The sequence below is a fragment of the Scleromatobacter humisilvae genome (assembly GCF_023231945.1).
Lineage (GTDB): Bacteria > Pseudomonadota > Gammaproteobacteria > Burkholderiales > Burkholderiaceae_C > Scleromatobacter > Scleromatobacter humisilvae.
In genome coordinates, this window is record NZ_JAJLJH010000004.1 from 215,454 (window position 1) to 237,712 (window position 22,259).

Below are 22,259 nucleotides of genomic sequence, written 5' to 3' on the forward strand. Positions count from 1 at the left end.
TGTCTAACGTCGCAAAGCGCGCGAGTGTGCCATAGCGACGTAACCGATCCCGACCCTGGGAACGGGGCTTTTCGCGTGGCGGATGTGGTAGGGAAATCAGGCCGTGGAAACGGTCGCGGGAGCGCTCTCGCCGCGTTCGGAAATCCAGCCGACCAGCCACAGCATCGCCAGCACGCCGGCCGACGCGCCGGCCAGCTGCAGCGGCGCCAGGCGATGCGCGTTCCACAGCACGGCGGTCGTCAGCGCGATCGCAGCGGCGAACGTCGCCGTCGCCGCGTTGCGCCGCGCGGGCGGCAGCGCGGGCGCGTAGCGCGGGATCGCGCCAAGCACGAAGGCATCCTTCGGAAAGCGCGCGGCGACGTCGGCCGGCCGCCAGCCCGGCGGCTTGAACCAGACGCGCAGCTTGTCGCCCCAGCTCGCGGCGTGGCGGCAGTCGTGCCACAGCGCGGCGTAGACCTCGAGGTTGGCCCACACCGGATTCCAGCTGCGCAGCGGACTGCGCGTGCCGTAGTGGCAGGCCTGCTCGTCCAGCTCCGCCTGGTAGCTGCCGAACATCCGGTCCCACACGATCAGGATGCCGCCGTAGTTGCGATCGAGGTAGACGTCGTTGACCGCGTGGTGCACGCGATGGTTGGACGGCGCGCAGAAGCAGCGGTCGAACCAGCCGAGGCGGTCGATCTGGCGCGTGTGCACCCAGAACTGGTACAGCAGGTCGATCAGCGCGACGACCGCGAAGACGAGCGGCGGCACGCCGACGACGGCCATCGGCAGGTAGAACAGCCAGCCCGCGAGCCAGCCCGAGCCGGTCTGGCGCAGCGCCGTCGACAGGTTGTATTCCTCGCTCTGGTGATGCACCACGTGCGCGGCCCAGAACAGCGCCACCGTGTGCCCGGCACGGTGCAGCCAGTAATAGAGGAAGTCGTAGGCCAGCAGCGCGCCGACCCAGACCCATCGCGAGCTCGCGCTCAAGGGCAGCAGCGCCGCATGCGCGTACACCCACTGGTAGATGCCCAGCATGAACAGCTTCGTGAAGACGCCGATCACCTGGCTCATCATGCCCAGGCCGATGCTGTTCAGCGTGTCCGACCAGGCGTAGGTGATGCGATTGCGCCGCCATCCCACCAGCAGCTCGATGGCGATGAGCCCGAGGAACACGGGCGTGGCGAGGACGATGACCTGGGCGTCTTGCATCCGCCCATGCTAGGGCGCGCGGCGCACGGCGGCTGCTCTCGGATGCCCTAGTTGCCCGACAGCGTCCACATCAGCCCGCGCGTGATGAGCGCCGGCGCGACGGTCAGGTGATCCTCGCCGGCGACGATGTCGGTGCGCACCCTCAGCCCCGGATAGTGGCGCGACGCGAGCGCGCGTGCGAAGGCCTGCGTGTCGCCCACCATGTCGTCGTCGGTGTTGTAGCGCGGGTCGTGCGGCCGGCCCTTGGGCTGCGGGGTCTCGAACGCGCCGGCGCCGAGGTAGACGCGGGCCCGCAGATCCTTGTGGGACGCCGCGAAGCTGCGCTCGCGCGCGAACAGCAGGCGCTGGTCGAACCACAGCGACGGGCTGCCCAGCACGTAGGCGTCGAACATCTCCGGCGTCGTCAGCATCACGTAGGCGCCGAACAGGCTGCCGTACGAATGCCCCGCGAAGACCTTGTGCGCCATGTCGGCGCGGTAGTGCGAGGCGATGAACGGGAACACCTCGTCGGCGACGAAGCGCCGATAGCCCTCGGCCTCGCCGAAGACGACGGGCCGGCCGGGCATGTCGGAGATCGCGTTGCGGACGCCATGGGCGCTCGGCGTGTAGTCGCGGCGGCGGCTGTATTCGGGGGTGTCGCCCCGGGCGTAGCCAAGGCCGACCAGGATGAATTCGGGCAGCTCCGTGCTGTGGCCGGCGACCCGCGCCTCGATCGCGCGCGTCACCGGGAAGGCGTAGGGCGCGTCGGTGACGAAGACGACCGGATAGCTTCGCTGGCCCTGGCCATAGGACGGCGGCAGGCTGACATCGAGCTCGTAGTCGCGCGACAGGTGCTGCGCGCGCAGCACGTGCACCTCGGTGTCGCTCAAGACGTAAGGTTGAGTAGCTTCGGCGGCCGGGGCGGCGCCGGGCAACAGGGCAGCCGCGAGGGCCAAGGTCGAGCAGAAACGCGACAGGAACATGGGACACGGCCGGGCAGGACAGGGGCCGCGATGGTACCCGCCACGGTCGGGCAAACGGTTGCGGCCTGTTACTTCGATAGCCAGAAAAGGCCGCAGGATGGTCGAGTCATTTCGTGAATGAAATCACGCCGGATGGCCGAACATGGGTTCATCAGCTGATCACGGGCCGTCCCTCCCGGCCCAGCGTTCACGACACCTTGCCTCCAGGATCACCCATGACCGCCGTCCAAATCCAAGACATCGATCCCCTCGCCCCGGGCCTGAGCGCCACCGACCGCGCCATGCTGATGGACCTGATCAAGGCGCGCGAGGCCTACTGCCTGCAGGGCCGCGGCCGCGAATACCACGCGCTCGGCAAGGCGCTGATGGTGGTGTGGCACTACATGCAGCACGAGGGCGGCCGCCCCGACCTGCCGCGCACCGACTTCGGCTCGCTCGACGTCACCCTGCCCATCGACGACACCCGCGAGGCCGCCAACCGCGCGCACGCGCTGTCGTGGAACTTCTCGGCCACGCGCCTGCAGGCGACGCCGACGTCCTCCAACTGAAACGGCGCGGGCGTCAGGCCTGCGCGTCGTCCAGCGCCTGCATCGCCTCGTCGATCAGCGCGTGCAGCGCGATCACGCGCTGCGGCCCCAGCGTCGCGTTGATCCCTTCCTGCGCGACCCGCCAGCGGCGCTGCGCCTCGGCGCGCTTCTCGCGACCCGCATCGGTCGCATGCACCAGGCGGCTGCGTGCGTCCGCCCCCGCTTCCAATGTCAGCCAGCCGGCCGCGATCAGCGGCTTCAGGTTGCGCGACAGCGTCGACGCATCGACGTTCATCCCGGCCGCCAGGTCGACCGGCCGGATCGGCCCCCGCTTGACGACGTGGCTCAGCAGCGAATACTGCGTGCCCTTCAATCCAACCTGCCCCACCTCGGCGTCGTAGTGCTGGGCCACGCGCCGCATCAGCTGGCGCAACTTCAGGTTGGTGCAGCCCTGCGGGCGCGCGGCGATGGCGGTCTTCCCGGGCTCGGGGTGTAAAGCAGGCGACATGCCGCGATTATAGTTGCAGCTACAATCGTTGCATATACATTGATCAGAAGGAACGCCATGTCCGCCGTCCTCGCGCCCGCCGCCCCGCCCCGCCTGTCCGCCGACGAAGCCCAGGCCGTCCTGCAGCAGTGGATCGCCGAGGGCGATGCGCGCGACGAGGTGATGATGCGCGCCGGCCCCGGCGTGGCCACGCCCGCGCAATGGGCCGGCAAGACGGGCCTGGAGCAGATGCAGGCGATGCTGGCCGGCCAGCTCCCGTTCGCGCCGATCGCCAGGACGCTGGACTTCTCGCTGATCCGCGTCGAACCCGGCGTCGCGCTGTTCCAGGGCCAGCCCGGGCCGGCGCATTTCAACCCGATGGGCGGCGTGCACGGCGGCTGGTTCGCGACGCTGCTGGACTCCGCGCTCGGCTGCGCCGTCCACACGCTGATGCCCGCCGGCCGCGGCTACACGACCGCCGAGCTGAGCGTCAACTACGTGCGCGGCCTGTCGCCCAAGGTGGGGCGCGTGCGCGCCGAGGGCAAGGTGATCCACTGCGGCAAGCAGTTGGCGACGGCCGAGGCGCGCCTGTTCGGGCCCGACGGCACGCTGTTCGCGCACGCGACGACCACCTGCCTCGTGTTCGACCTGCCGCCGGCGCGCTGAGCCTCGTTTCAGCGCCGAGATCCGGCAGATCGTCGCGTCGCGCTTCGCGGCGCAACGCGACTTGCGTATGGTGGAGCCTTCGTCGCCAAGGATCCGCCGCCCATGCGTCCGTCCCGTATCGCCACTGTCGCCGCCGCCTGGCTGCTCGCCGCCCTCGCCATCGCCCCGCCCGCGTTCGCGCTGGACGCCGCCGCGCCCGCCGCCTCGTCCGCCGACTGGCGGCCGCCGGTGCAGAAGATCCTGCGCGACGTGCGCCGCATCCCGGCGCCGCCCGGCATCGACGAGACGCGCGCCGTGCGCATCGGCGGCATCGACCAATGGATCTCGGTGCGCGGCAAGGACCGGCGCAACCCGATCCTGCTGTTCATCCACGGCGGCCCGGCGTCGACCGAGATGCCGGTGAGCTGGCTCTACCAGTCCGGCTGGGAGGACTACTTCACCGTCGTCCAGTGGGACCAGCGCGGCGCCGGCAAGACCTACGTCGCCAACGACCCGGCCCGCACCGAGCCGACGCTCGCCAAGGACCGCATGGTGGCCGACGGCGAGGAGCTGGTGGCCTGGCTGCGCACCACCTACGGCAAGCAGAAGATCTTCGTGCTGGGCCATTCCTGGGGCTCGATCATCGGCCTGGAGCTGGCGCGCAAGCATCCCGACTGGCTGCACGCCTACATCGGCATGGGCCAGATGATCTACGGCCGCGACAACGAGCGCCTCGGCTACGAGTGGGCGCTGCAGGCCGCGCGCGCCGACCACAACGACAAGGCCGTCGCGCAGCTGCTCGCGATCGCGCCGTACCCGCGCGCGGACGGTTCCGTGTCGGTCGACCAGATCATCACCCAGCGCACCTGGGTGATCCACTACGGCGGCCTGACCTGGGGCCGCCCCGACTTCGACTATGCACAGGACGCCGCGAAGTTCTCGCCCGAGTACACGCGCCAGGAACTGAATCCGGAGAACGGCATCGGCGAGTCGCTGCCGCGCCTGCTGCCCGCGATGATGGCCTGGGACGTGCGCGGCGTGACGCGCCTGGACTGCCCCGTCTTCATCTTCGCCGGCCGCCACGACTACGAGACGCCGTCCGCGCTCGCCGAGACCTGGCTCGCCGCGCTGCAGGCGCCGCGCAAGGGCCTGGTGCAGTTCGACAAGTCCGCCCACATGATGGAGCTGGAGGAGCCGGGCAAGGTGCTGGTGCACCTCGTCAACGACGTCCGGCCCATCGCCGAGGACGCGGGCGACGTGTCGGACGTGGAGCCGCCGCGCCGCCTGCGCCGCCTGCTCTAGGAACTAGCCGCCCAGCCAGGCGCGGAACGCGGCCGCGCGATCCGGGCTCACGGTCAGCTCGCCGATCGCCAGCGCGCTCGCCTCCACCCGCAGCCGGCCCTTGCCGGCCGCGGCGAAGCGCTGCACGGCGTGCGCGGCGATCAGCACCTGCCGGTTGGCGCGGAAGAACTGCGCCGGGTCGAGCTCGTCCTGCAGGTCGGCCAGCGGCGTCTCGACCTGGTAGCGCCGGCCGTCGGGCAGCACCGCGAAGGTCAGCTTGTCGACCGACACGAAACAGGCGACGTCGGCGACCGCCAGCGAATGGAACTGGCCGCCGAGCCGGCCCAGCAGGCGCTGGCGCCAGCGCGCGGGCCCGGGCCGCAGTTGCTGCAGCAGTTCGCCGACGTCCGCGCCGAAATGGCGCCGCAGGCGTGCGACCTTGGCCAGCGCCGCGGCGAGCGGCTCGTCGGCGATCGGCTTGAGCAGGTAGTCGACGGCCAGCGCGCGGAAGGCGTCGAGCGCGAAGCGGTCGTAGGCCGTCGTGAAGATGACGGGCACCTCGAGCTCGCGGCCGTCGAACAGCTCCAGCGAGAGGCCGTCGGCGAGCTGGATGTCGAGCATCAGCACGTCGGGCGCGGGCTCGCGCGCGAGCCAGGCCGCGGTGGCCTGGACGGTGTCGGCGTGGCCCACGACCACGGCTTGCGGCGCGACGCGCGCGAGCGTCTCGACCAGCCGCTCGCGCGCCGGCGGTTCGTCCTCGGCGATGAAGATCCTCATGCGGGCGCCCACAGCGGCACGTCGACCTCGAAGGCCTCGCGGCTCGGGCGGACGGCCAGCGCCACGCCGGTGACCAGGTCGCAGCGCGCCGCGAGGTTGGCCAGGCCGACGCCGGCCGACGGCAGCGCGCTGCGCCGCGGCCGCAGCGCGTTGACGGCGCGGATCGCCGGCGCCGCAGCGTCGTCGGCCCGCAGCGAGATCGCCAGCTCGAGCGGCTCCTCGGCGCTGGCTTGGTTGTGCTTGACGGCGTTCTCGAGCAGCACCTGCAACGCGAGCGGCGGGATGCGCCAGCGGCGCGCGTCGCGCTCGACGGCCGCGTCCACCGCGAGCCGGATCGCGCCGCCCGAGCGCAGCTCCAGCAGCCGGTGGTACCGCCGCACGAAGGCGAGCTCGTCGGCCAGCGGCACCAGGTCGCGCTGGCCGCTGTCGAGCACGTAGCGGTAGACGTCGGCGAGCGTGTCGCAGAACTCGCGGCCGCGCCGCGCGTCGTGCTGGATCAGGTGGCCCAGCGTGTTGAGGCTGTTGAACAGGAAGTGCGGGTCGACCTGCGACTTCAGCGCCGCCAGCTCGGCCTGCACGCGCATCCGGTCGAGCCGCTCGACGCGCACGAGGTCGGACTCGCGCTCGCGGATCAGGAACATCGTCTCGTAGCCGTGCGTCACGAACAGCACGCAGATCACGTTGGTCAGCACCACCACCTGCAGCGCGGTGCGGTCGACCGGCAGGCCGGCCAGCGCGAACCAGGCGAGCAGGCCCGCCACCGTGATCGGCGCGGTGTAGAGCACGTTGGCCACGACCAGCATCGCGAGCTTGCGCAGCGGATGGTTGAACCAGTCGAAGTGCTCGCGCTGCTTGAACAGCAGCCAGCGGTTGCCCAGCCAGATCGCCGTGGCCAGCGCGACGAAGCCCGCCAAGCCGAGCCAGAACACGCCGTCGCGCGTGCCGTAGGGGCCGAACAGGCCGGTCAGGCGCGGGATGGCCAGGCCGAAGCCGATGCTGCCGACGACGAGCGTCGCCCGATCGTCGAACCCGACCTCGCCGGCGCCGGCCGGCGGCGGCTTCAGCCAGGCCATGTCGACTTCCGGCGCGCGAATGTCGCGCTTGAGCGCACTCCCGATGGCCGGCGGGCGGCGCGGGACGCAGCATCGCAGGCCTCAGCCACCCTTCGAACACCCGCCATGGACGCACCTCACTTCAACCTCTTCGCGATCGTAACCGCGGCGCTCGTCACGTTCGCCGTCGGCGGCCTCTGGTATTCACCGATCCTGTTCGCCAGGCCCTGGATGCGCGAATGCGGATTGACCGAGGAGCAGGCCCGCTCCGCGCCGATGGGGCGCGTGTTCGGCCTGTCCGCGCTCGCCGCGCTGGTGATGTCGGTCAACCTGGCGGCCTTCCTGGGCGCGAAGGCGACGCTGTCGTTCGGCCTGTTCGCCGGCGCGGCGACGGGCATCGGCTGGGTCGCGATGTCCCTGGGCGTGATCTACCTGTTCGAGCAGCGCTCGCTCAAGCTGTGGCTGATCGACAGCGGCTACCAGGTGGTGTCGTACACGCTGATGGGCGGCATCCTGGGGGCCTGGCACTGACGCGCGGACGAAAAAAAGCCCGCCGGCTTGTCGCCGCGGGCTTTTCTGCTGTGGGAGCGAGGCGGGGCGAGCCCGCGCGTCATCGCTCAGTTCGGGCCGGGGCCGCGACGCTCGATGTGGCGGAACGTGATCCGGCCCTTGGTGAGGTCATACGGCGACAGCTCCAGCGACACCTTGTCGCCCGCGAGGATGCGGATGTGGTGCTTGCGCATCTTGCCGGACGTGTAGGCGACCAGCTGGTGGCCGTTGTCCAGCTTCACACGGTAGCGCGAGTCCGGCAGCACGTCCTCGACCACCCCGTGCATCTCGATCAGTTCTTCTTTTGCCATTGAAAACGCTCCTGAAATTTATGCGAGAGAAAGACCAGCGGTGCCACGCGGAGCGAGGGGCCGCGAGGTGGACCACGCCGGCTGTTGGCGCGCCCAGTTCAGGCCTTCGGAGGTGGCGTAGCGCAGTGCAGCTTCGGACGTCTCGAAGAGCGGTGCGAAGCGCATCACGCGGGCATGGGCCGCGTTGCCGCGACCCGTGCCGATGGAAACAGTGGCGGTGTAGCCGCCGTCGGCTTGTGGCTTTGCGATGGGGCAAACCACGTACTTGCCGATAGGGATGTCAGTACTTATTTTATTGCTTTCTGAGCGATCCGTTGCTCGTTGCCTCTTGCCTGCTTCGAGGGGGATCGCCGCACCCATGACGGGCGCATTCATTGTCGAGGCATGGCGACGTCCGGGACGTCGCGTCCGGCTCACGGTCATCCGCGGGCCTGGGTCGAGTTGGCTCGGCTTTGCGAGACCACGTTCGATCCGGTGACGGTCAGCCGCAGCGTGCCACCGTGCCATTCCAGCCAGTTCAGGGCGATGAACTCATCGATTTCCCTGGGGGCTATCAAACCGGCTTGCCGGGTGCGCAAGAGCTCCACGGCAGCCGGCAGTGCCTGCCGCAAACGTTCCTTCCGCTCCGCTTCCTCCTTGAGAGAGGCTTCCAGCATTCCCTTGGCAGATTTGCTCATGGGGGATCCTGCTTTGCGGGGGGAACGGTTCGCGGCCGTCACGCTGCGCGCCCGGTTTGAGCGCGCAGACCGCGCATTACAGCGGCTTGATGTTCGAAGCCTGCAGACCCTTCTGGCCTTGCTTCACTTCGAATTCAACGCGCTGGTTCTCCGCCAGGCTCTTGAAGCCCGTGGAACCTTGGATTTCGCTGAAGTGGGCGAACAGATCCTTGCCGCCGGAGTCCGGGGTGATGAACCCGAAGCCCTTGCCGTCATTGAACCACTTCACGATACCAGTTTCGGTCGTCATACTCTAAATCCTAATTTCAAAATCATGCGCAGCACATGCCAACGCAGTGCAGGTACTACGCAAGAAAATCAAACTGGAGAGTTCGACCAAGCCGAGTCGTTCACACGACGGGGTGCCGGAGGAGTCCTTCTGGACGACGGTCTTATGTATTGCCTACTCCGACATCATACACTGTTTGGCCCCGGGACGCTTGCTCTTCGCTCCGGACGAACCCTGAAGACTGCTCAGCGCCGCAGCGCGGCCCGCAGTTGCTCGCCCAGTTCCGGACGCTCGCGGTACGGGTCGGTCGGGTTGCGCGTGGCCAGGATGTCCTCGGCGCGCGTGCCCACCGGCGCCAGCGCCTTCGGGTGGCTGTAGATGTAGAAGCGGCCGGCCTCCAGCGCGTCGAACACGAACTGGGCGACGTCCGCCGCCGTCACGCGGCCACCGGCCACGGCCTTCTCGATCAGCCCTTGCGCGACGCGCTGGCTGGTCGTCGCCTGGCGGCCGTCTTCCTGCGCGTCGTCCGGCCGCGCGCGCTCGCTGTGCGCGATGCCGGTGGGCACGAAATACGGCGCGAGCACGTGCGCGTGCACGCGGTCGCTGACGAGGCGCAGGTCCTGGTAGAGCGTCTCGCTCAGGCTCACCACGGCATGCTTGCTGACGTTGTAGACGCCCATGTTGGGCATGTTGACCAGCCCCGCCATCGACGCGGTGTTGACGATGTGGCCCGAGTACGCCGGGTCGGCCTTCTCGGCGGCCAGCATCATCGGCGTGAACACGCGCACGCCGTGCGCGACGCCCATCACGTTGACGCCCATCACCCAGTCCCAGTCGCGCGCGCTGTGCTCCCAGATCAGACCGCCGGCGCCGACGCCCGCGTTGTTGAACACGAGATGCGGCGCGCCGAATCGCGCAAGCGTCGCGGCGCCCATCGCCTCGATCTCGGCGGCGTTGCGCACGTCGCACCGGAACGGCAGCACCTGCGCGCCCAGCGCCTCGATCTCCTTGACGGCGGCCGCGAGCGGCCCGTCCATCACGTCGGCCATGACGACGTTCATGCCCCGTTGCGCGGCCAGGCGCGAGGTCTCGAGGCCGAAGCCGGAGGCGGCGCCGGTGATGACGGCCGTGCGGCCTTGCCAGGAAGTGGTGCTCATGTCGTTGTCTCGTGGTGTGTGGGAGACGCGCTCACTGCGGGGCGGCGCGCCGGAGGATCGAATCGAAATCGGTGGACGCGCCCAGCTGGCCGAACGCATCGGGCGCGCCGTCGAGGCGGCTTTCGCAGAACGCGGCGAACACGGGCGGCGGCGCCGTCTGCGCCAGCAGCGACGCCTGCGTGACCAGCGCCAGGTCCCGCGCGAAGCGGCGGGCGTCGATCTCGTCGACGCCGTTCTCCACGCGCGCCAGCAGGCGCTGCGTCGCGCGGTCGAGCAGCGGATGCGCGCCCTTGGCGGCGCGCGTCTCGTGCGCGATCGCATCGGCGATGGGGCCGCTGCGCAGCGCGCGCAGCAGATCGAGCGCCATGATGTTGCCGGCGCCCTCCCAGATCGAGTTGAGCGGCATCTCGCGGTAGATGCGCGCCATCACGCCCTCGCCGTCGCCCTCGACGTAGCCGTTGCCGCCCAGGCACTCCATCGCCTCCTGCGCGAAGTGGCTGCCGCGCTTGCAGACCCAGTACTTGGCGGCCGGCGTCAGCAGGCGCCGCATCAGCGCCTCGTGCTCGCGCTCGGCGGTGGCGACGCCGGTGTCCTCGCTGCGGTCGACCGCGCGCGCGAGCCGCAGCGCCAGCGCGGTCGACGCCTCGCTCTCGAGCGCAAGATCGGCCAGCACGTTGCGCATCAGCGCGTGGTCGACGAGGCGCTTGCCGAAGGCCATGCGATGCGTGGCGTGGTGCAAGGCCAGCGACAGCGCGCCGCGCATCAGCCCCGCGGTGCCGAGCGCGCAGTCGAGCCGTGTCAACGCGCCCATCGCGAGGATCTGCGGCAGCCCGCGGCCCTCGTCGCCGACGCGCCACGCGAAGGCGTCGACGAACTCGACTTCCGAACTGGCGTTGGCCTTGTTGCCGAGCTTGTCCTTGAGCCGCTGGATGCGGATGGCGTTCAACGAGCCATCCGGCAGCCAGCGCGGCAGGAAGAAGCAGGTCGGGCCGGCGGGCGTCTGCGCGACGACCAGGAAGGCGTCGCTCATCGGGGCCGACATGAACCACTTGTGGCCGACGAGGCGAAAGCGCTCGCCCCATTGATCCTGGCCGTCGGGAATGGCCTGCGTCGTGTTGGCGCGCACGTCGGAGCCGCCCTGCTTCTCCGTCATGCCCATGCCCATCGTCATCGCCGTCTTGGCGCTGGCGAGCTGGAAGCGGGCGTCGTAGCGCGGGCTCGCAAGAAGCCCGGCGAAGGTGTTCTGCAGCGCCGTGTTCGCGCGCAGCGCCGGCGCGACGGCATAGGTCATCGATACGGGGCACAGTACCGACGGCTCCAGCTCGGTGAACAGCATGAAGCCGGCCGCGCGCTCGACGTGGCTCGGGCCGTCCGCGGCCCACGGCGAGCCGTGCAGGCGGTGCTGCAACGCCGCGCCCAGCAGCGCGTGGTAGCTCGGATGGAACTCGACCTCGTCGATGCGATGGCCGAAGCGGTCGTGCGAATGCAGCGTCGGCGTGTTCACGTTGGCCAGACGCGCGTGCTGCTGCATGTGCGCGCTGCCGGCCATCGCGCCCAGCATCGCCAGCGAATCGGGCGCCAGCCCCGGGTCGTTGAACTTCACCGCCTCGCGCAACGCCGCGTTCGTCTCGAACAGGTTGACGTTCTCGAACGGCGGCACCTGGTTGAGCACGACGTGCGTCGCGCCATGCAGTGAATCGACGCTCATGATGCGGGTCGCTCCATGTCGATGTGGACGATGCCGTCCTCGAGATAGGTCTCGCCGACGGCCACGTAGCCGTGGCGGCCGTAGAAGCCCTGCAGGTGCGCCTGCGCGCCGATGCGGTTGGGCCGGCCGGGCCACGTGTCGTCGCAGCGCCGCAGTGCCTCGGCGATCAGCACGTGGCCCAGCCCCGTGCCCCGCTGCGACGGGTTGACGACCACGCGGCCGATCGACGGCGGCTCGTACTTGACGCCCGGGTCGCACACGCGCACGTAGGCGAGCAGCGCGCCGCGGGCGTCACGCCCCAGCAGGTGCCAGGACTGGCGATCGAGGCCGTCCGGGTCGAGATAGACGCAGTCCTGCTCGACGACGAAGATCGTCGAGCGCAGCGCGAGCATGTCGTACACGTCGTCGCCGCTCAAGCCCGCGAAGCGGGTCCATTGCCAGGTCAGCATCCGTCTCGTCCCGTGGTTGGTCTCAGACGAGTTTTACCAGCTGCTTGCCCTGGTTCTTGCCCTTGAGCAATCCGAAGAAGGCCTCCGGCGCGTTCGCGATGCCCTGCGCGACGGTCTCGCGGTACTTCAGCTTGCCGGTGGCCACCAGCGTGCCGAGTTCCTTCAGCGCCTCGGGCCAGGCTTCCATGTGCTCGCTGACGATGAAGCCCTCGACCTTCATGCGGTTGGTCAGGATCAGCTGCGGCAGCGTCATCGGGATCGGCTCGCCGTTGTAGCCGGCGATCATGCCGCACATCGCGATGCGCGCGAACGCGTTGGCGCGCAGCATCACGGCGTCCAGCAGCATGCCGCCGACGTTCTCGAAGTAGCCGTCGATGCCGTCCGGGCAGGCGGCCTTCAGCGCGCCGCTCATGGCCTTGAGGTCGGTGAACTGGCGGTAGTCGATGCACTCGTCGAAGCCGAGTTCCTCCACCACCGAGCGGCACTTGTCCGGGCCGCCGGCGATGCCCACGACGCGGCAGCCGCGCGCCTTGGCGAGCTGGCCGACCGCGCCGCCGACCGCGCCGGCCGCGGAGCTGACCACCACCGTCTCGCCCGCCTTCGGGGCGATGATCTTCACGAGCCCGTACCAGCCGGTGACGCCGGGCATGCCCACCGCGCCGAGGTAGGCCGACAGCGGCACGTGCGTGGTGTCGACCTTCTGCAGCACGCCGCGCTGGTCGGCGTCGACGACCGCGTATTCCTGCCAGCCGCCCATGCCGACCACCTTGTCGCCGGCCTTGAAGTGCGGGTTCTTCGACTCGACGACCTCGCCGGCCGTGCCGCCGATCATCACCTGGTCCAGCGGCTGCGGCGCGGCGTAGCTCTTGGCGTCGCTCATGCGGCCGCGCATGTACGGGTCCAGGCTCAGGAAGTGGTGGCGCACCAGCACCTGGCCGTCGGCCAGCGGCGCGACGGGCGTCTCGACCAGCTTGAAGTTCTCGGCGCTCGGCTCGCCCTTCGGACGCGACGCGAGCAGGATCTGGCGATTGATGGCGGACATGGTGGTGTCTCCTTGTAGTAACGGGATACGTGCTTGGGTATTCAGGATGCGGCGTCGATCTCGGCGCCGCGCTTCAGGGCGCGCAGGAACTTGAACGTGCCCGTCGCGTGGGCGCACAGCGCGCCGCTCTCGTCGTGCACGCTGCCTTCGCAGAAGGCCATGCTCTTCGTGCCGTGCAGCAGGTGGCCGCTGGCCATCAGGCGGCCGGTGGCGGGCCGCATGAAGCTGGTCTTCATCTCGACGGTGACGATGCCCGGCGCGTCCCGCGGCGCCTCGCCGCCGCGCGCTCGGTCGCTTCGGAGCAAGCCGGCGTGAGCCCCATGGGGGTGGGGAGCGCAGCGAGCCGGGTCGTCATCCTGGCGGACGCTGCGCGCGGCGTGCGCCATCGCCACGTCCAGCAGCGTCATCACGACGCCGCCGTGCGCGACGGCCCACGAGTTCTGCATCTCCGGCCGCACGTCGAGGCTGATCTCGGCGAAGCCGCCGTCGAAGCGCCACAGCTGCATGCCCAGCGCCTGCACGAACGGGATGTCGAGCGCGAACTGCAGTGGCGTGCGTTCGGTCATGGCTTCAGGCGCCGTGCACCGCGCTGACGCCGCCGTCGACGGCGATGAACTGCCCGGTGATGTGCTTGCCCGCGTCGCTGGCCAGCAGCAGCGCGGCGCCCTTCAGGTCCTCGTCGTCGCCGAGGCGGCGCAGCGGCACGTGGGCGCGCATCTTGTCGACGCCGACGTGGGCCAGCAGCCCCGCGGTCATCTTGCTGGGGAAGAAGCCCGGCGCCAGCGCGTTGACGTTGATGCCGTGCACGCCCCACTCGCCGGCCAGCGCGCGCGTGAGGTTCAGCGCCGCGGCCTTGCTCGTGTTGTAGGCCACCGTCGTCATCGCCCCGGAGTTGCCGGACAGCCCCGCGATCGACGCCACGTTGATGATGCGGCCGCGCCTGCGCGGGATCATGCTGGCCTTCGCGATCGCCTGCGACAGCAGGAAGATCGCGCGCACGTTGAGGTTCATCACCTTGTCCCAGGCGTCCAGCGGATGATCCTCGGCCGGCGCGCCCCAGGTGGCGCCGGCGTTGTTGACGAGGATGTCGACGTGGCCCAGCGTCGCGATCGCCTCGTCGGCGAGGCGTTGCACTTCTTCCGGCTTGCTCGAATCGGCGGCGATCCAGTCGGCCGCGATGCCGCGCTCCTTCAGCGCCGCAGCCGAGGCCTCGAGATCGGCGCCCTTGCGCGCGCTCAGCACGACGCGCGCGCCGGCCTCGCCGAGCGCCTCGGCGATCTGCAGGCCCAGGCCGCGCGAGCCGCCGGTGACGAGCGCGGTGCGGCCCGTCAGGTCGAACAGCTTGTGGATGCTGCGGCGGTCGGCGTAGGCGGTGGTGGGGATCGCGGAGTCGGTCATCGTGTCTCTTGTCGTGGTGATCAGAACGCGTCTTCGGGCACGTCGCGGCAGGTGCGGTCGCGCGACTCGACGACGCGCAGCCAGGCATCGGTCTTCGGCAGCTCGTAGCGCATGAAGTAGTCGAGCGCGGCGAGGCGGCCGACGTTGGCGGTCGAGTCGGCGGCGCCGCCTTCGAGGATCGCGGCGCCGACGTCCAGCCACAGCCACGCGAGGATGGTGTGGCCGAAGGCCTGCAGGTAGGGCGTCGCGTTGCCGAGCGCGTCCTCCGGCGAGGCCGTGGCCCATGCCGAGCGCGTGGCCGCGCCGAGTCGTTGCAGGGCCTGCGCGAGCGCGTTCGCGTGCGTCGCGAGGCGCGCCTGCGGCAGCGCGCGCGCGACGGTGGCGTCGATGCGATGCGCGAGCAGCTTCAGCCCGGCGCCGCCCTGCATCACGGCCTTGCGGCCCAGCAGGTCCAGCGCCTGGATGCCGTGCGTGCCCTCGTGGATCATGTTGAGGCGGTTGTCGCGCCAGTGCTGTTCGACGGGGAAGTCGCGCGTGTAGCCGTAGCCGCCGTGGATCTGGATCGCGAGGCTGTTGGCTTCCAGCGCCCACTCGCTGGGCCAGCTCTTGGCGATCGGCGTCAGCATCTCCAACAGCGTGACGGCCGCCGCCGACGATCCGGCGTCGCCGGTGTGCTGCTCGTCGACCAGCCGCGCGCAGTACAACGCGAGCGCCATGCCGCCCTCGACGTAGGCCTTCTGCGCAAGCAGCATGCGGCGGATGTCGGCGTGCTCGATGAGGCGCGCCGGCGGTGCCGCGGCGTCCTTGCCGCCCGCGCCCACGGCACGCCCCTGCGAACGCTGCTTCGCGTACTCGAGGCTCGCGTCGTAGCCCGCGGCGCCCAGCATCGTCGCACCGAGGCCGACGCCGATGCGCGCCTCGTTCATCATGTGGAACATGCAGCGCAGGCCGTCGCCCGGTTGCCCCACCCGGTATCCGACCGCCCCGCCCTTCTCGCCGAAGTTCAGCAGCGTGTTGGTGGTGCCGCGGAAGCCCAGCTTGTGGTTCAGGCCGGCGAGGCTGACGTCGTTGCGCTCGCCCGTCAGCTTGCCTTCGGCATCGACGCGATGCTTGGGCACGATGAACAGCGAGATGCCCTTGACGCCCGCCGGCAGCCTGCCGTCCGGCCCCGGGATCTTCGCCAGCACCAGGTGCACGATGTTGGGCGTGATCTCGTGCTCGCCGGCCGAGATCCACATCTTGTTGCCGACCAGCCTGTAGCGCGGGCCCAGCGGGTCGGACTCGAAATCCTCGCCATCGGGCGTCGCGCGGGTGACGATGTCGCTCAGCGACGAGCCGGCCTGCGGCTCGCTGAGGCACATGGTGCCGAACCACTCGCCGGCGAACTCGCGCGCGGCGAACACCTGCTGCTGGCGGTCGGTGCCGTGCGCCATCAGCAGGCTGGCGTTGCCGCGCGTCAGCATGTTGTACGCGCCGATGGCGATGGACGCCTGCGAGAAGAACGCGTTGGCCGCCATCTCGACGACGCACGGCAGCTGCATGCCGCCGATCTCCGCGTCCTGCGCCGCGGCCAGCATGCCCGTGGCCGTATACGCGTGCAGCGCGTCGTGCGTGGCCTGCGGCAGCTGCACGCGCTGGCCGTCGAACAGCGGCTCCTGGGTGTCGAGCAGGCGGTTGAACGGGGCGAACTTGTCGCGGGCGAGGCGCTCGCAGGTGTCGAGCACCGCGTCGAAGGTGGCGCGCGAGTGCTCCGCGAAGCGCTCGCGCGTCGTCAGCTCGTCGGCCCGGAGCCAGTCGTACAGCAGGAAATCAAGCGTTTGGCGTGAGCTCATGTCGGTTGCACCACGGCCAGCGTGGCGCTCAGTTTGGCGACCAGCACGCGCTGCTCGCCGAGAAGGGCGAAGACCTCGGCCTCCGCGAAGATCAGCGAGCGTCCCGGCTTGACGACGGTGCCGATGCACACGAGCTTGTTGCCGATCGCGGGACGCAGCAGGCTGGTCTTCAATTCGGCGGTGATCGCGACGCCGCCGCCGCGCACCACGCTCTGCGCCGCGGCGCCGGCGGTGTGGTCGGCCAGCGAGGTCACGACGCCGGCGTGTGCCTGCCCGGTGTGCTGAAGATGCCGCGGCTGCAGCACCATCTCGGTCTCGCACCGGCCCTCGGACACCGCCGTCGGCACCACGCCGAGATCGACCATGAACGGCGCCCGGGCGAAGAAGTCGCGGACGGAATCGAGATCGAGCACGTCGCGCTCCTTCGCGCCAGGCTGTCGGTCAGAGGACTTCGAAGATGCCCGCGGCGCCCATGCCGCCGCCGATGCACATCGTCACGCAGACCTTCTTCGCGCCGCGACGCTTGCCCTCGATCAGCGCATGGCCGGTCAGGCGCTGGCCGCTGACGCCATAAGGATGGCCGACGGCGATCGCGCCGCCGTTGACGTTGAGCCGGTCCATCGGGATGCCGAGGGTGTCGGCGCAAAAGAGCACCTGCACCGCGAAGGCCTCGTTGAGTTCCCACAGGTCGATGTCGGCCACCGTCAGGCCCAGGCGCTTGAGCACCTTGGGCACCGCGTACACGGGGCCGATGCCCATTTCGTCGGGCTCGCAGCCGGCCACGGCAAAGCCGAGGAAGCGGCCGATGGGCTTGAGGTTCTTGCGTTCCGCGTACTGGCTGGAGACGACGACGCAGGCACCGCCGCCGTCGCTGAACTGGCTCGCGTTGCCGGCGCTGATCAGGCCGCCGGGCAGCGCCGAGCGCAGGTCCTTGATGCCGTCGTAGGTCGTGCCCGGGCGGATGCCTTCGTCGTTCTCGACGGTCACTTCCTTCGTGCGGATGCCGTTCTTCGGATCGGCCACGCCGGCCGTGACCGTGATGGGCGCGATCTCGTCCTTGAACAGGCCGGCCTCCAGCGCCGCAGTGGCCTTCTGCTGGCTGGCGGCGCCGTACTGGTCCATGCGCTCGCGCGAGATCTTGTAGCGCTTGGCCACGGTCTCGGCGGTCTCCAGCATCGACATGTAGACGGCCGGCTTGTTCCGCGCGAGCCACATGTCGCGCAGCATGTGGTGGTTCATCTCCTGCTGCACGCACGAGATGCTCTCCACGCCGCCGGCCACGTAGACGTCGCCCTCGTTGGCGATCACGCGCTGCGCGGCCATCGCGATGGTCTGCAGGCCGCTGGAGCAGAAGCGGTTGACGGTGGCGCCGGCCACGCTCACCGGCAGGCCGGCGCGCAGCGCGATCTGGCGCGCGATGTTGGCGCCGGTCGCGCCTTCGGGGTTGGCGCAGCCCATGAGGACGTCCTCGACCTCGCCGCCCTCGATGCCGGCGCGCTCGAGCGCCGCCTTGACGGCGTGGCCGCCCAGCTCCGCGCCGTGCGTCATGTTGAAGGCACCCTTCCAGCTCTTGGCGAGCGGCGTGCGGGCGGTGGAAACGATGACGGCGTCGGTCATTTGGGAACTCCTGGAATCTGGATCAAGGAACGAATCGGGGGGTCACACGCGCTGGTCGGGCGCGCGCTCGCGCTGGATCGGGGCGGACGGGGCGGCGTCGGGCTTCTTGAGCGCGCGCCACGGGCCGGGGCCCGCGACGATCAGCATGCCCAGCACGATGCCGGCCAGGATGGCCAGCGTGCGGGTCAGGAAGCGCTTCACCGGCACGCCTCAGCTGAAGCTCTTGCCTTCGGCCGCGAGCCTGGCCAGCAGCGGCGCGGGCTGCCAGAACCCGGCGTCGTCGGCCGGGTTCTTGGCGAACTTCTTCATCGCCTGCACGACGTTCCACAGGCCGACCGTGTCGGCGTAGTTCATCGGGCCGCCGCGCCACAGCGGGAAGCCATACCCCGTGAGGTAGACCATGTCGATGTCGGACGCGCGCGACGCGATGCCTTCCTCGACGATGCGCGCGCCCTCGTTGACCAGCGAATAGACGAGGCGGTGCACGATCTCGTCGTCGCTGATCTTGCGCGGCGTGATGCCCAGCGCCGCGCGGTGCTTGCCCAGCATGTCGTTGACCAGCTCCGACGGGATCGCGTCGCGCTTGCCCGGCACGTAGTCGTACCAGCCCGCGCCGGTCTTCTGGCCGTAGCGGCCCAGCTCGCACAGCAGGTCGGCCGTCTTCGAGTAGCGCAGGTTGGGCTTTTCCACGTAGCGGCGCTTGCGGATCGCCCAGCCGATGTCGTTGCCCGCGAGGTCGCCCATGCGGAACGGGCCCATCGCGAAGCCGAACTTCTCGACCGCCTTGTCGACCTGCTGCGGCGTGCAGCCCTCTTCCAGCAGGAAGCCGGCCTGGCGGCTGTACTGCTCGATCATGCGGTTGCCGATGAAGCCGTCGCAGACGCCCGAGACCACGCAGGTCTTCTTGATCTTCTTGCCCAGCTTCATGACCGTCATCAGCACGTCGGGCGCGGTCTTGGCGCCGCGCACCACTTCCAGCAGCTTCATCACGTTGGCCGGGCTGAAGAAGTGCATGCCGATCACGTCCTGCGGGCGCTTCGTGAACGCGGCGATCTTGTCGAGATCCAGCGTCGACGTGTTGGACGCCAGGATCGCGCCCGGCTTCATCACGGCGTCGAGCGACTCGAACACCTTCTGCTTGACGCTGATCTCCTCGAACACGGCCTCGATCACCAGGTCGGCGTCGCCCAGCTCGGCATACGACAGCGTCGTCGACAGCAGCGCCATGCGTTCGGCGTACTTGTCTTCCTTCAACTTGCCCTTCTTGACCTGCGCCTCGTAGTTCTTGCGGATGATGGCGATGCCCTTGTCGAGCGCCTCCTGCTTCATCTCGAGGATCACCACCGGGATGCCGGCGTTGAGGAAGTTCATCGAGATGCCGCCGCCCATCGTGCCGGCGCCGATCACGGCGACCTTGCGGATGTCGCGGATCGGCGTGTCCTCGGGCACGTCCGGCACCTTGGAGGCCGCGCGCTCGGCGAAGAACGCGTGGCGCAGCGCCTTGCTCTCGGGCGTGATCATCAGCGCGGCGAAGGCCTCGCGCTCGTGCTTCATGCCGTCGTCGAACTTCGCCTTGGTGGCCTGTTCGACAGCGTCGACGCAGCGCACCGGCGCCGGGAAGTTCTTCGCCATCGCCTTGACGGTGTTGCGCGCGAAGCCGAAGTAGGCGTCGCCGTCGTGGTGCTTGGCCTTGAGGTCGCGCACCATCGGCAGCGGACGCGCGGCGGCGATCTCGTTGGCGAACGCGATCGCGCCTTGCATCAGGTCGCCCTCGATGACGCGGTCGAACAGCTTCTGGCCCGGGATCTGCGCCAGCAGCTCGCTCTTGACCGGCTCGCCGCTGACGATCATGTTCAGCGCGGCCTCGACGCCGATCGCGCGCGGCAGTCGCTGCGTGCCGCCGGCGCCCGGCAGGATGCCCAGCTTGACCTCGGGCAGCGCGATCTGCGCGCCCGGCGACACCACGCGGTAGTGGCAGCCCAGCGCCAGCTCCAGCCCGCCGCCCATGCACACGGTGTGGATCGCGGCGACGACCGGCTTGGACGCGCCCTCGACGCGCGCGATCAGGCTCAGCAGGTTGGGTTCGGCCAGCGCCTTGGGCGAGCCGAATTCCTTGATGTCGGCGCCGCCCGAGAACGCCTTGCCGGCGCCGGTGATGACGATCGCCTTGACGGCCGCGTCGTCCTCCGCCTTCTCGAGGCCCTCAGCCACCGCCTTGCGCGTGTCGTAGCCCAGGCCGTTGACCGGCGGGTTGTTCAGCGTGATGACGGCAATGCCGCCGCGGACTTCGTAGCTCGCACTCATGGGAAGGGTCTCCGTGATGTCAGTTCACAAAGCGTTCGACGGGGGTTCGAACCGAAAATAGAACGATCGTTCGATTCTAGGACTGTTCGCGCGACGCGGACTGTCCCGGCTGCGACAAGGGACGTGCCGGCCCGGCGGCAGTGCGGGTAGACCCGCAGGATACGCGCCGCCGCGCCGGGCGCTGGCGCCGATGGTAGCCTCGGCCGATGCCCAACCCTGCCATGACCAGGACGCCGCATCCCGAGACGCCGGAAGGCCACGAGTGACGGCCCTCGTCGCCCTGGCCGTCGGCCTCTTCGTCACGACCAACCTCGACGACCTCTTCATGCTCGTCGCCTTCTTCTCCGACGCGCGCGTCAGGCCGCGCCAGATCGTCGCCGGACAACTGGCCGGCCTCGCCGCGCTCTACGCCGCCAGCGTCGTCTTCTCGCTGCTCTCGCTCGTCGTCGCGCCCGCCTGGATCGGCTTGCTCGGCGTGCTGCCCATCGCCATCGGCCTGCACGCGTTCGCCCGGCGCCAGCGCGGCGACGATTCCGACGACGACGACGCGGCCCCGGACGCCGACCGCGCCGGCGGGCGGGCCAACGTCCTCGTCGTGGCGGCCACGACCATCGCCAACGGCGGCGACAACCTCGGCATCTACACGCCCGTCTTCGCGACGCGCTCCGGCGTCGAGATCGCGGCCATCGGCGTGGTGTTCGCGGCGATGACGATGGCGTGGGTCGGCGCCGCGTTCTGGCTCACCCGCCACCCCACGATCGGGCCGCCGATCCAGCGCCACGGACGGCGCGTGGCGCCGTTCGTGCTCGTGGCGCTGGGGGCCTGGATCCTCCACGACGCAGGCAGCTTCGCCCTGCTGGCAAGCTGGCTGCGCGCGGCGTGACGTGACGCCTACGCGGCGCCGCGTGCCATGACTTCCTCGACCGACACCAGCCGGCGAGCCGCCAGGTCCCACAGCACATGCTTGAGCGCCGCGGGGATCTCGAACAGGCCCACGCGCGTCACGCCCGAGAAGAAAAGCGCATGTTCCCGGTGGCAGGCCGCGAGGCGATAGTTCGGAACGCTGGCGCACAGGTGATGCACGTGGTGATAGGCGGCGTCGGCCGTGATCCAGTTCAGCCAGCGCGGCAAGACGAGAAAGCTCGTGCCGTGCAACGCAGCCGCGTCGCGGTCCCAGCCTTCGTCCGCGCTCGCGTAGGCGTGCTCGAAGTTGTGCTGCACCGTGAACAGCACGATGCCGTAGCCGCCGGCCAGCGACCCGCTCACGACATAGCAGGCGAGGAACAGCCACGGGCCGACGGCCCAGGCCATCGCGGCGCAGCCCGCGAGCAGCAGCAGGTTGTTCCAGGTCATGTGGCGATAGTGCGCCATCGACGGGCAACCGGGCAGCTTCACCTCGGCCGGCACATCGCGGCCCACCCCCCGCGCGGCAAGGCGGCGCAGCAGGTGCGCGCTCGCGCGCAGCCAGGTGATGCGGGGATTGACCAGGAAGTAGAGGCAGCCGGCCACCGGCGACAGCAGGATGTCGCGCGTGTAGCGATAGCGGCGCCGCTGGGCGGCGTCCATGGCCAGGTAGTCGGAGACGCAGGCCACGTTCAACGGGCCGCGGTACTTCGCCCAGTTGCCGTTGGTGACGTGGTGGTAGCGATGGTTCTCCGCCCAGACCGGCTGCGGCATGCCGGCCAGCACGCCCAGCAGGAAGCCGCCGATGCGGTTCAGCGACCGGCTGCGGAACAGGCTCATGTGCCCGCAGTCGTGCATCAGCACGAAGCCGCGCAGCAGGAACAGGCTCAGCAGGAGGGTCGCCGCGACCGCGATCCACGGCGAAAGCGGCGCGCCCTGGCGGATCGCCCACCACAGCGCGGCGAGCGGCGCGAACACCGACAGCATCTGCAGGAGCCCGCGCCAGTTGCTGGGCGTCGCGTAGCCATCCACGATCGCGCGCTTGCGCGTCTGCCATTCGGCCGGGGTAATCATTTACGGCCTTGCTGGCGGTTAAGTAGGACGGACTATCTCACGTTCATG

At 69.8% G+C, this 22,259-nt stretch carries 26 protein-coding genes; 5 read left to right on the forward strand and 21 right to left on the reverse strand.

The window, feature by feature from the left end; genetic code table 11:
- Positions 1 to 96: 96 nt before the first annotated feature.
- Entirely contained in the window at positions 97 to 1,191 is a 1,095-nt protein-coding gene (locus LPC04_RS16810) for a sterol desaturase family protein (protein WP_338055444.1), read from the reverse strand.
- Positions 1,192 to 1,238: 47 nt separating this feature from the next.
- A complete protein-coding gene (locus tag LPC04_RS16815; RefSeq protein WP_275683409.1) occupies positions 1,239 to 2,060 on the reverse strand; it encodes an alpha/beta hydrolase in 822 nt (273 codons plus the stop codon).
- Between the two features lie 308 nt (positions 2,061 to 2,368).
- Here LPC04_RS16815 and LPC04_RS16820 point away from each other — a divergent pair, with 308 nt between their 5' ends.
- Positions 2,369 to 2,701 carry a hypothetical protein gene (locus LPC04_RS16820; RefSeq protein WP_275683410.1) on the forward strand — a complete coding sequence of 111 codons (333 nt, stop codon included), beginning with the start codon at positions 2,369 to 2,371 and terminating at the stop codon, positions 2,699 to 2,701.
- A 13-nt stretch (positions 2,702 to 2,714) separates the two neighbouring features.
- Here LPC04_RS16820 and LPC04_RS16825 read toward each other — a convergent pair whose 3' ends face one another.
- Positions 2,715 to 3,188 carry a MarR family winged helix-turn-helix transcriptional regulator gene (locus tag LPC04_RS16825; RefSeq protein ID WP_275683411.1) on the reverse strand — a complete coding sequence of 158 codons (474 nt, stop codon included), beginning with the start codon at positions 3,186 to 3,188 and terminating at the stop codon, positions 2,715 to 2,717.
- A gap of 57 nt (positions 3,189 to 3,245) precedes the next feature.
- Between LPC04_RS16825 and LPC04_RS16830 the strand changes: the two genes are divergently transcribed.
- Positions 3,246 to 3,833, forward strand: a complete 588-nt coding sequence (locus tag LPC04_RS16830; RefSeq protein WP_275683412.1) for a PaaI family thioesterase — start codon at positions 3,246 to 3,248, stop codon at positions 3,831 to 3,833.
- A gap of 102 nt (positions 3,834 to 3,935) precedes the next feature.
- The gene (locus tag LPC04_RS16835; RefSeq protein WP_275683413.1) at positions 3,936 to 5,114 is read left to right on the forward strand and encodes an alpha/beta fold hydrolase; all 1,179 of its coding nucleotides are present in this window, start codon (positions 3,936 to 3,938) and stop codon (positions 5,112 to 5,114) included.
- Between the two features lie 3 nt (positions 5,115 to 5,117).
- On the opposite strand, the gene LPC04_RS16840 is transcribed toward LPC04_RS16835, so the two are convergent.
- Together LPC04_RS16840 and LPC04_RS16845 are read right to left on the reverse strand one after the other, a co-directional pair.
- Entirely contained in the window at positions 5,118 to 5,870 is a 753-nt protein-coding gene (locus LPC04_RS16840; RefSeq protein WP_275683414.1) for a LytR/AlgR family response regulator transcription factor, read from the reverse strand.
- A complete protein-coding gene (locus LPC04_RS16845; RefSeq protein WP_275683415.1) occupies positions 5,867 to 6,943 on the reverse strand; it encodes a sensor histidine kinase in 1,077 nt (358 codons plus the stop codon). The genes LPC04_RS16840 and LPC04_RS16845 overlap by 4 nt, the downstream gene beginning before the upstream one ends.
- 105 nt (positions 6,944 to 7,048) lie before the next feature.
- Here LPC04_RS16845 and LPC04_RS16850 point away from each other — a divergent pair, with 105 nt between their 5' ends.
- Entirely contained in the window at positions 7,049 to 7,453 is a 405-nt protein-coding gene (locus LPC04_RS16850) for a DUF1761 domain-containing protein (RefSeq protein WP_275683416.1), read from the forward strand.
- An 86-nt stretch (positions 7,454 to 7,539) separates the two neighbouring features.
- Here the strand turns inward: LPC04_RS16850 and infA are convergent, their stop codons facing one another.
- From infA to LPC04_RS16925, 15 genes are all read right to left on the reverse strand, one after another.
- Entirely contained in the window at positions 7,540 to 7,782 is a 243-nt protein-coding gene (infA, locus tag LPC04_RS16855; protein WP_275683417.1) for a translation initiation factor IF-1, read from the reverse strand.
- 18 nt (positions 7,783 to 7,800) lie between these two features.
- Positions 7,801 to 8,157, reverse strand: a complete 357-nt coding sequence (locus LPC04_RS16860) for a hypothetical protein (RefSeq protein ID WP_275683418.1) — start codon at positions 8,155 to 8,157, stop codon at positions 7,801 to 7,803.
- 44 nt (positions 8,158 to 8,201) lie between these two features.
- On the reverse strand, positions 8,202 to 8,459 hold the full coding sequence (locus LPC04_RS16865; protein WP_275683419.1) for a hypothetical protein: 258 nt from the start codon (positions 8,457 to 8,459) through the stop codon (positions 8,202 to 8,204).
- A 76-nt stretch (positions 8,460 to 8,535) separates the two neighbouring features.
- Positions 8,536 to 8,748 carry a cold-shock protein gene (locus tag LPC04_RS16870; protein ID WP_275683420.1) on the reverse strand — a complete coding sequence of 71 codons (213 nt, stop codon included), beginning with the start codon at positions 8,746 to 8,748 and terminating at the stop codon, positions 8,536 to 8,538.
- Positions 8,749 to 8,972: 224 nt separating this feature from the next.
- Positions 8,973 to 9,884, reverse strand: coding sequence for an SDR family oxidoreductase (locus LPC04_RS16875; protein ID WP_275683421.1), 912 nt, complete (start codon positions 9,882 to 9,884; stop codon positions 8,973 to 8,975).
- Between the two features lie 31 nt (positions 9,885 to 9,915).
- A complete protein-coding gene (locus LPC04_RS16880) occupies positions 9,916 to 11,592 on the reverse strand; it encodes an isovaleryl-CoA dehydrogenase (RefSeq protein WP_275683422.1) in 1,677 nt (558 codons plus the stop codon).
- Positions 11,589 to 12,041 carry a GNAT family N-acetyltransferase gene (locus LPC04_RS16885; RefSeq protein WP_275683423.1) on the reverse strand — a complete coding sequence of 151 codons (453 nt, stop codon included), beginning with the start codon at positions 12,039 to 12,041 and terminating at the stop codon, positions 11,589 to 11,591. Before LPC04_RS16885 ends, LPC04_RS16880 begins: the two co-directional genes overlap by 4 nt.
- Positions 12,042 to 12,063: 22 nt before the next feature.
- Complete coding sequence (locus LPC04_RS16890; protein ID WP_275683424.1) at positions 12,064 to 13,083, reverse strand: NADP-dependent oxidoreductase; 1,020 nt, start codon at positions 13,081 to 13,083, stop codon at positions 12,064 to 12,066.
- 41 nt (positions 13,084 to 13,124) lie between these two features.
- The gene (locus LPC04_RS16895; RefSeq protein ID WP_275683425.1) at positions 13,125 to 13,649 is read right to left on the reverse strand and encodes a PaaI family thioesterase; all 525 of its coding nucleotides are present in this window, start codon (positions 13,647 to 13,649) and stop codon (positions 13,125 to 13,127) included.
- Between the two features lie 4 nt (positions 13,650 to 13,653).
- Positions 13,654 to 14,481 (reverse strand): SDR family oxidoreductase, encoded by an 828-nt coding sequence (locus LPC04_RS16900; RefSeq protein WP_275683426.1) that lies wholly within the window; start codon positions 14,479 to 14,481, stop codon positions 13,654 to 13,656.
- Positions 14,482 to 14,501: 20 nt separating this feature from the next.
- Positions 14,502 to 16,313, reverse strand: a complete 1,812-nt coding sequence (locus LPC04_RS16905; protein ID WP_275683427.1) for an acyl-CoA dehydrogenase — start codon at positions 16,311 to 16,313, stop codon at positions 14,502 to 14,504.
- Complete coding sequence (locus LPC04_RS16910; protein ID WP_275683428.1) at positions 16,310 to 16,726, reverse strand: PaaI family thioesterase; 417 nt, start codon at positions 16,724 to 16,726, stop codon at positions 16,310 to 16,312. Before LPC04_RS16910 ends, LPC04_RS16905 begins: the two co-directional genes overlap by 4 nt.
- 28 nt (positions 16,727 to 16,754) lie before the next feature.
- Complete coding sequence (locus LPC04_RS16915) at positions 16,755 to 17,930, reverse strand: acetyl-CoA C-acyltransferase (RefSeq protein ID WP_275683429.1); 1,176 nt, start codon at positions 17,928 to 17,930, stop codon at positions 16,755 to 16,757.
- Positions 17,931 to 17,972: 42 nt separating this feature from the next.
- Positions 17,973 to 18,131: a hypothetical protein gene (locus LPC04_RS16920; RefSeq protein ID WP_275683430.1), complete on the reverse strand. Its 159-nt coding sequence runs from the start codon at positions 18,129 to 18,131 to the stop codon at positions 17,973 to 17,975.
- A gap of 9 nt (positions 18,132 to 18,140) precedes the next feature.
- On the reverse strand, positions 18,141 to 20,234 hold the full coding sequence (locus LPC04_RS16925; RefSeq protein WP_275683431.1) for a 3-hydroxyacyl-CoA dehydrogenase NAD-binding domain-containing protein: 2,094 nt from the start codon (positions 20,232 to 20,234) through the stop codon (positions 18,141 to 18,143).
- Positions 20,235 to 20,496: 262 nt separating this feature from the next.
- Here LPC04_RS16925 and LPC04_RS16930 point away from each other — a divergent pair, with 262 nt between their 5' ends.
- Positions 20,497 to 21,117: a cadmium resistance transporter gene (locus tag LPC04_RS16930; protein WP_275683432.1), complete on the forward strand. Its 621-nt coding sequence runs from the start codon at positions 20,497 to 20,499 to the stop codon at positions 21,115 to 21,117.
- Between the two features lie 8 nt (positions 21,118 to 21,125).
- Here LPC04_RS16930 and LPC04_RS16935 read toward each other — a convergent pair whose 3' ends face one another.
- Positions 21,126 to 22,211 (reverse strand): fatty acid desaturase family protein, encoded by a 1,086-nt coding sequence (locus tag LPC04_RS16935; protein WP_275683433.1) that lies wholly within the window; start codon positions 22,209 to 22,211, stop codon positions 21,126 to 21,128.
- Positions 22,212 to 22,259 lie beyond the last annotated feature (48 nt).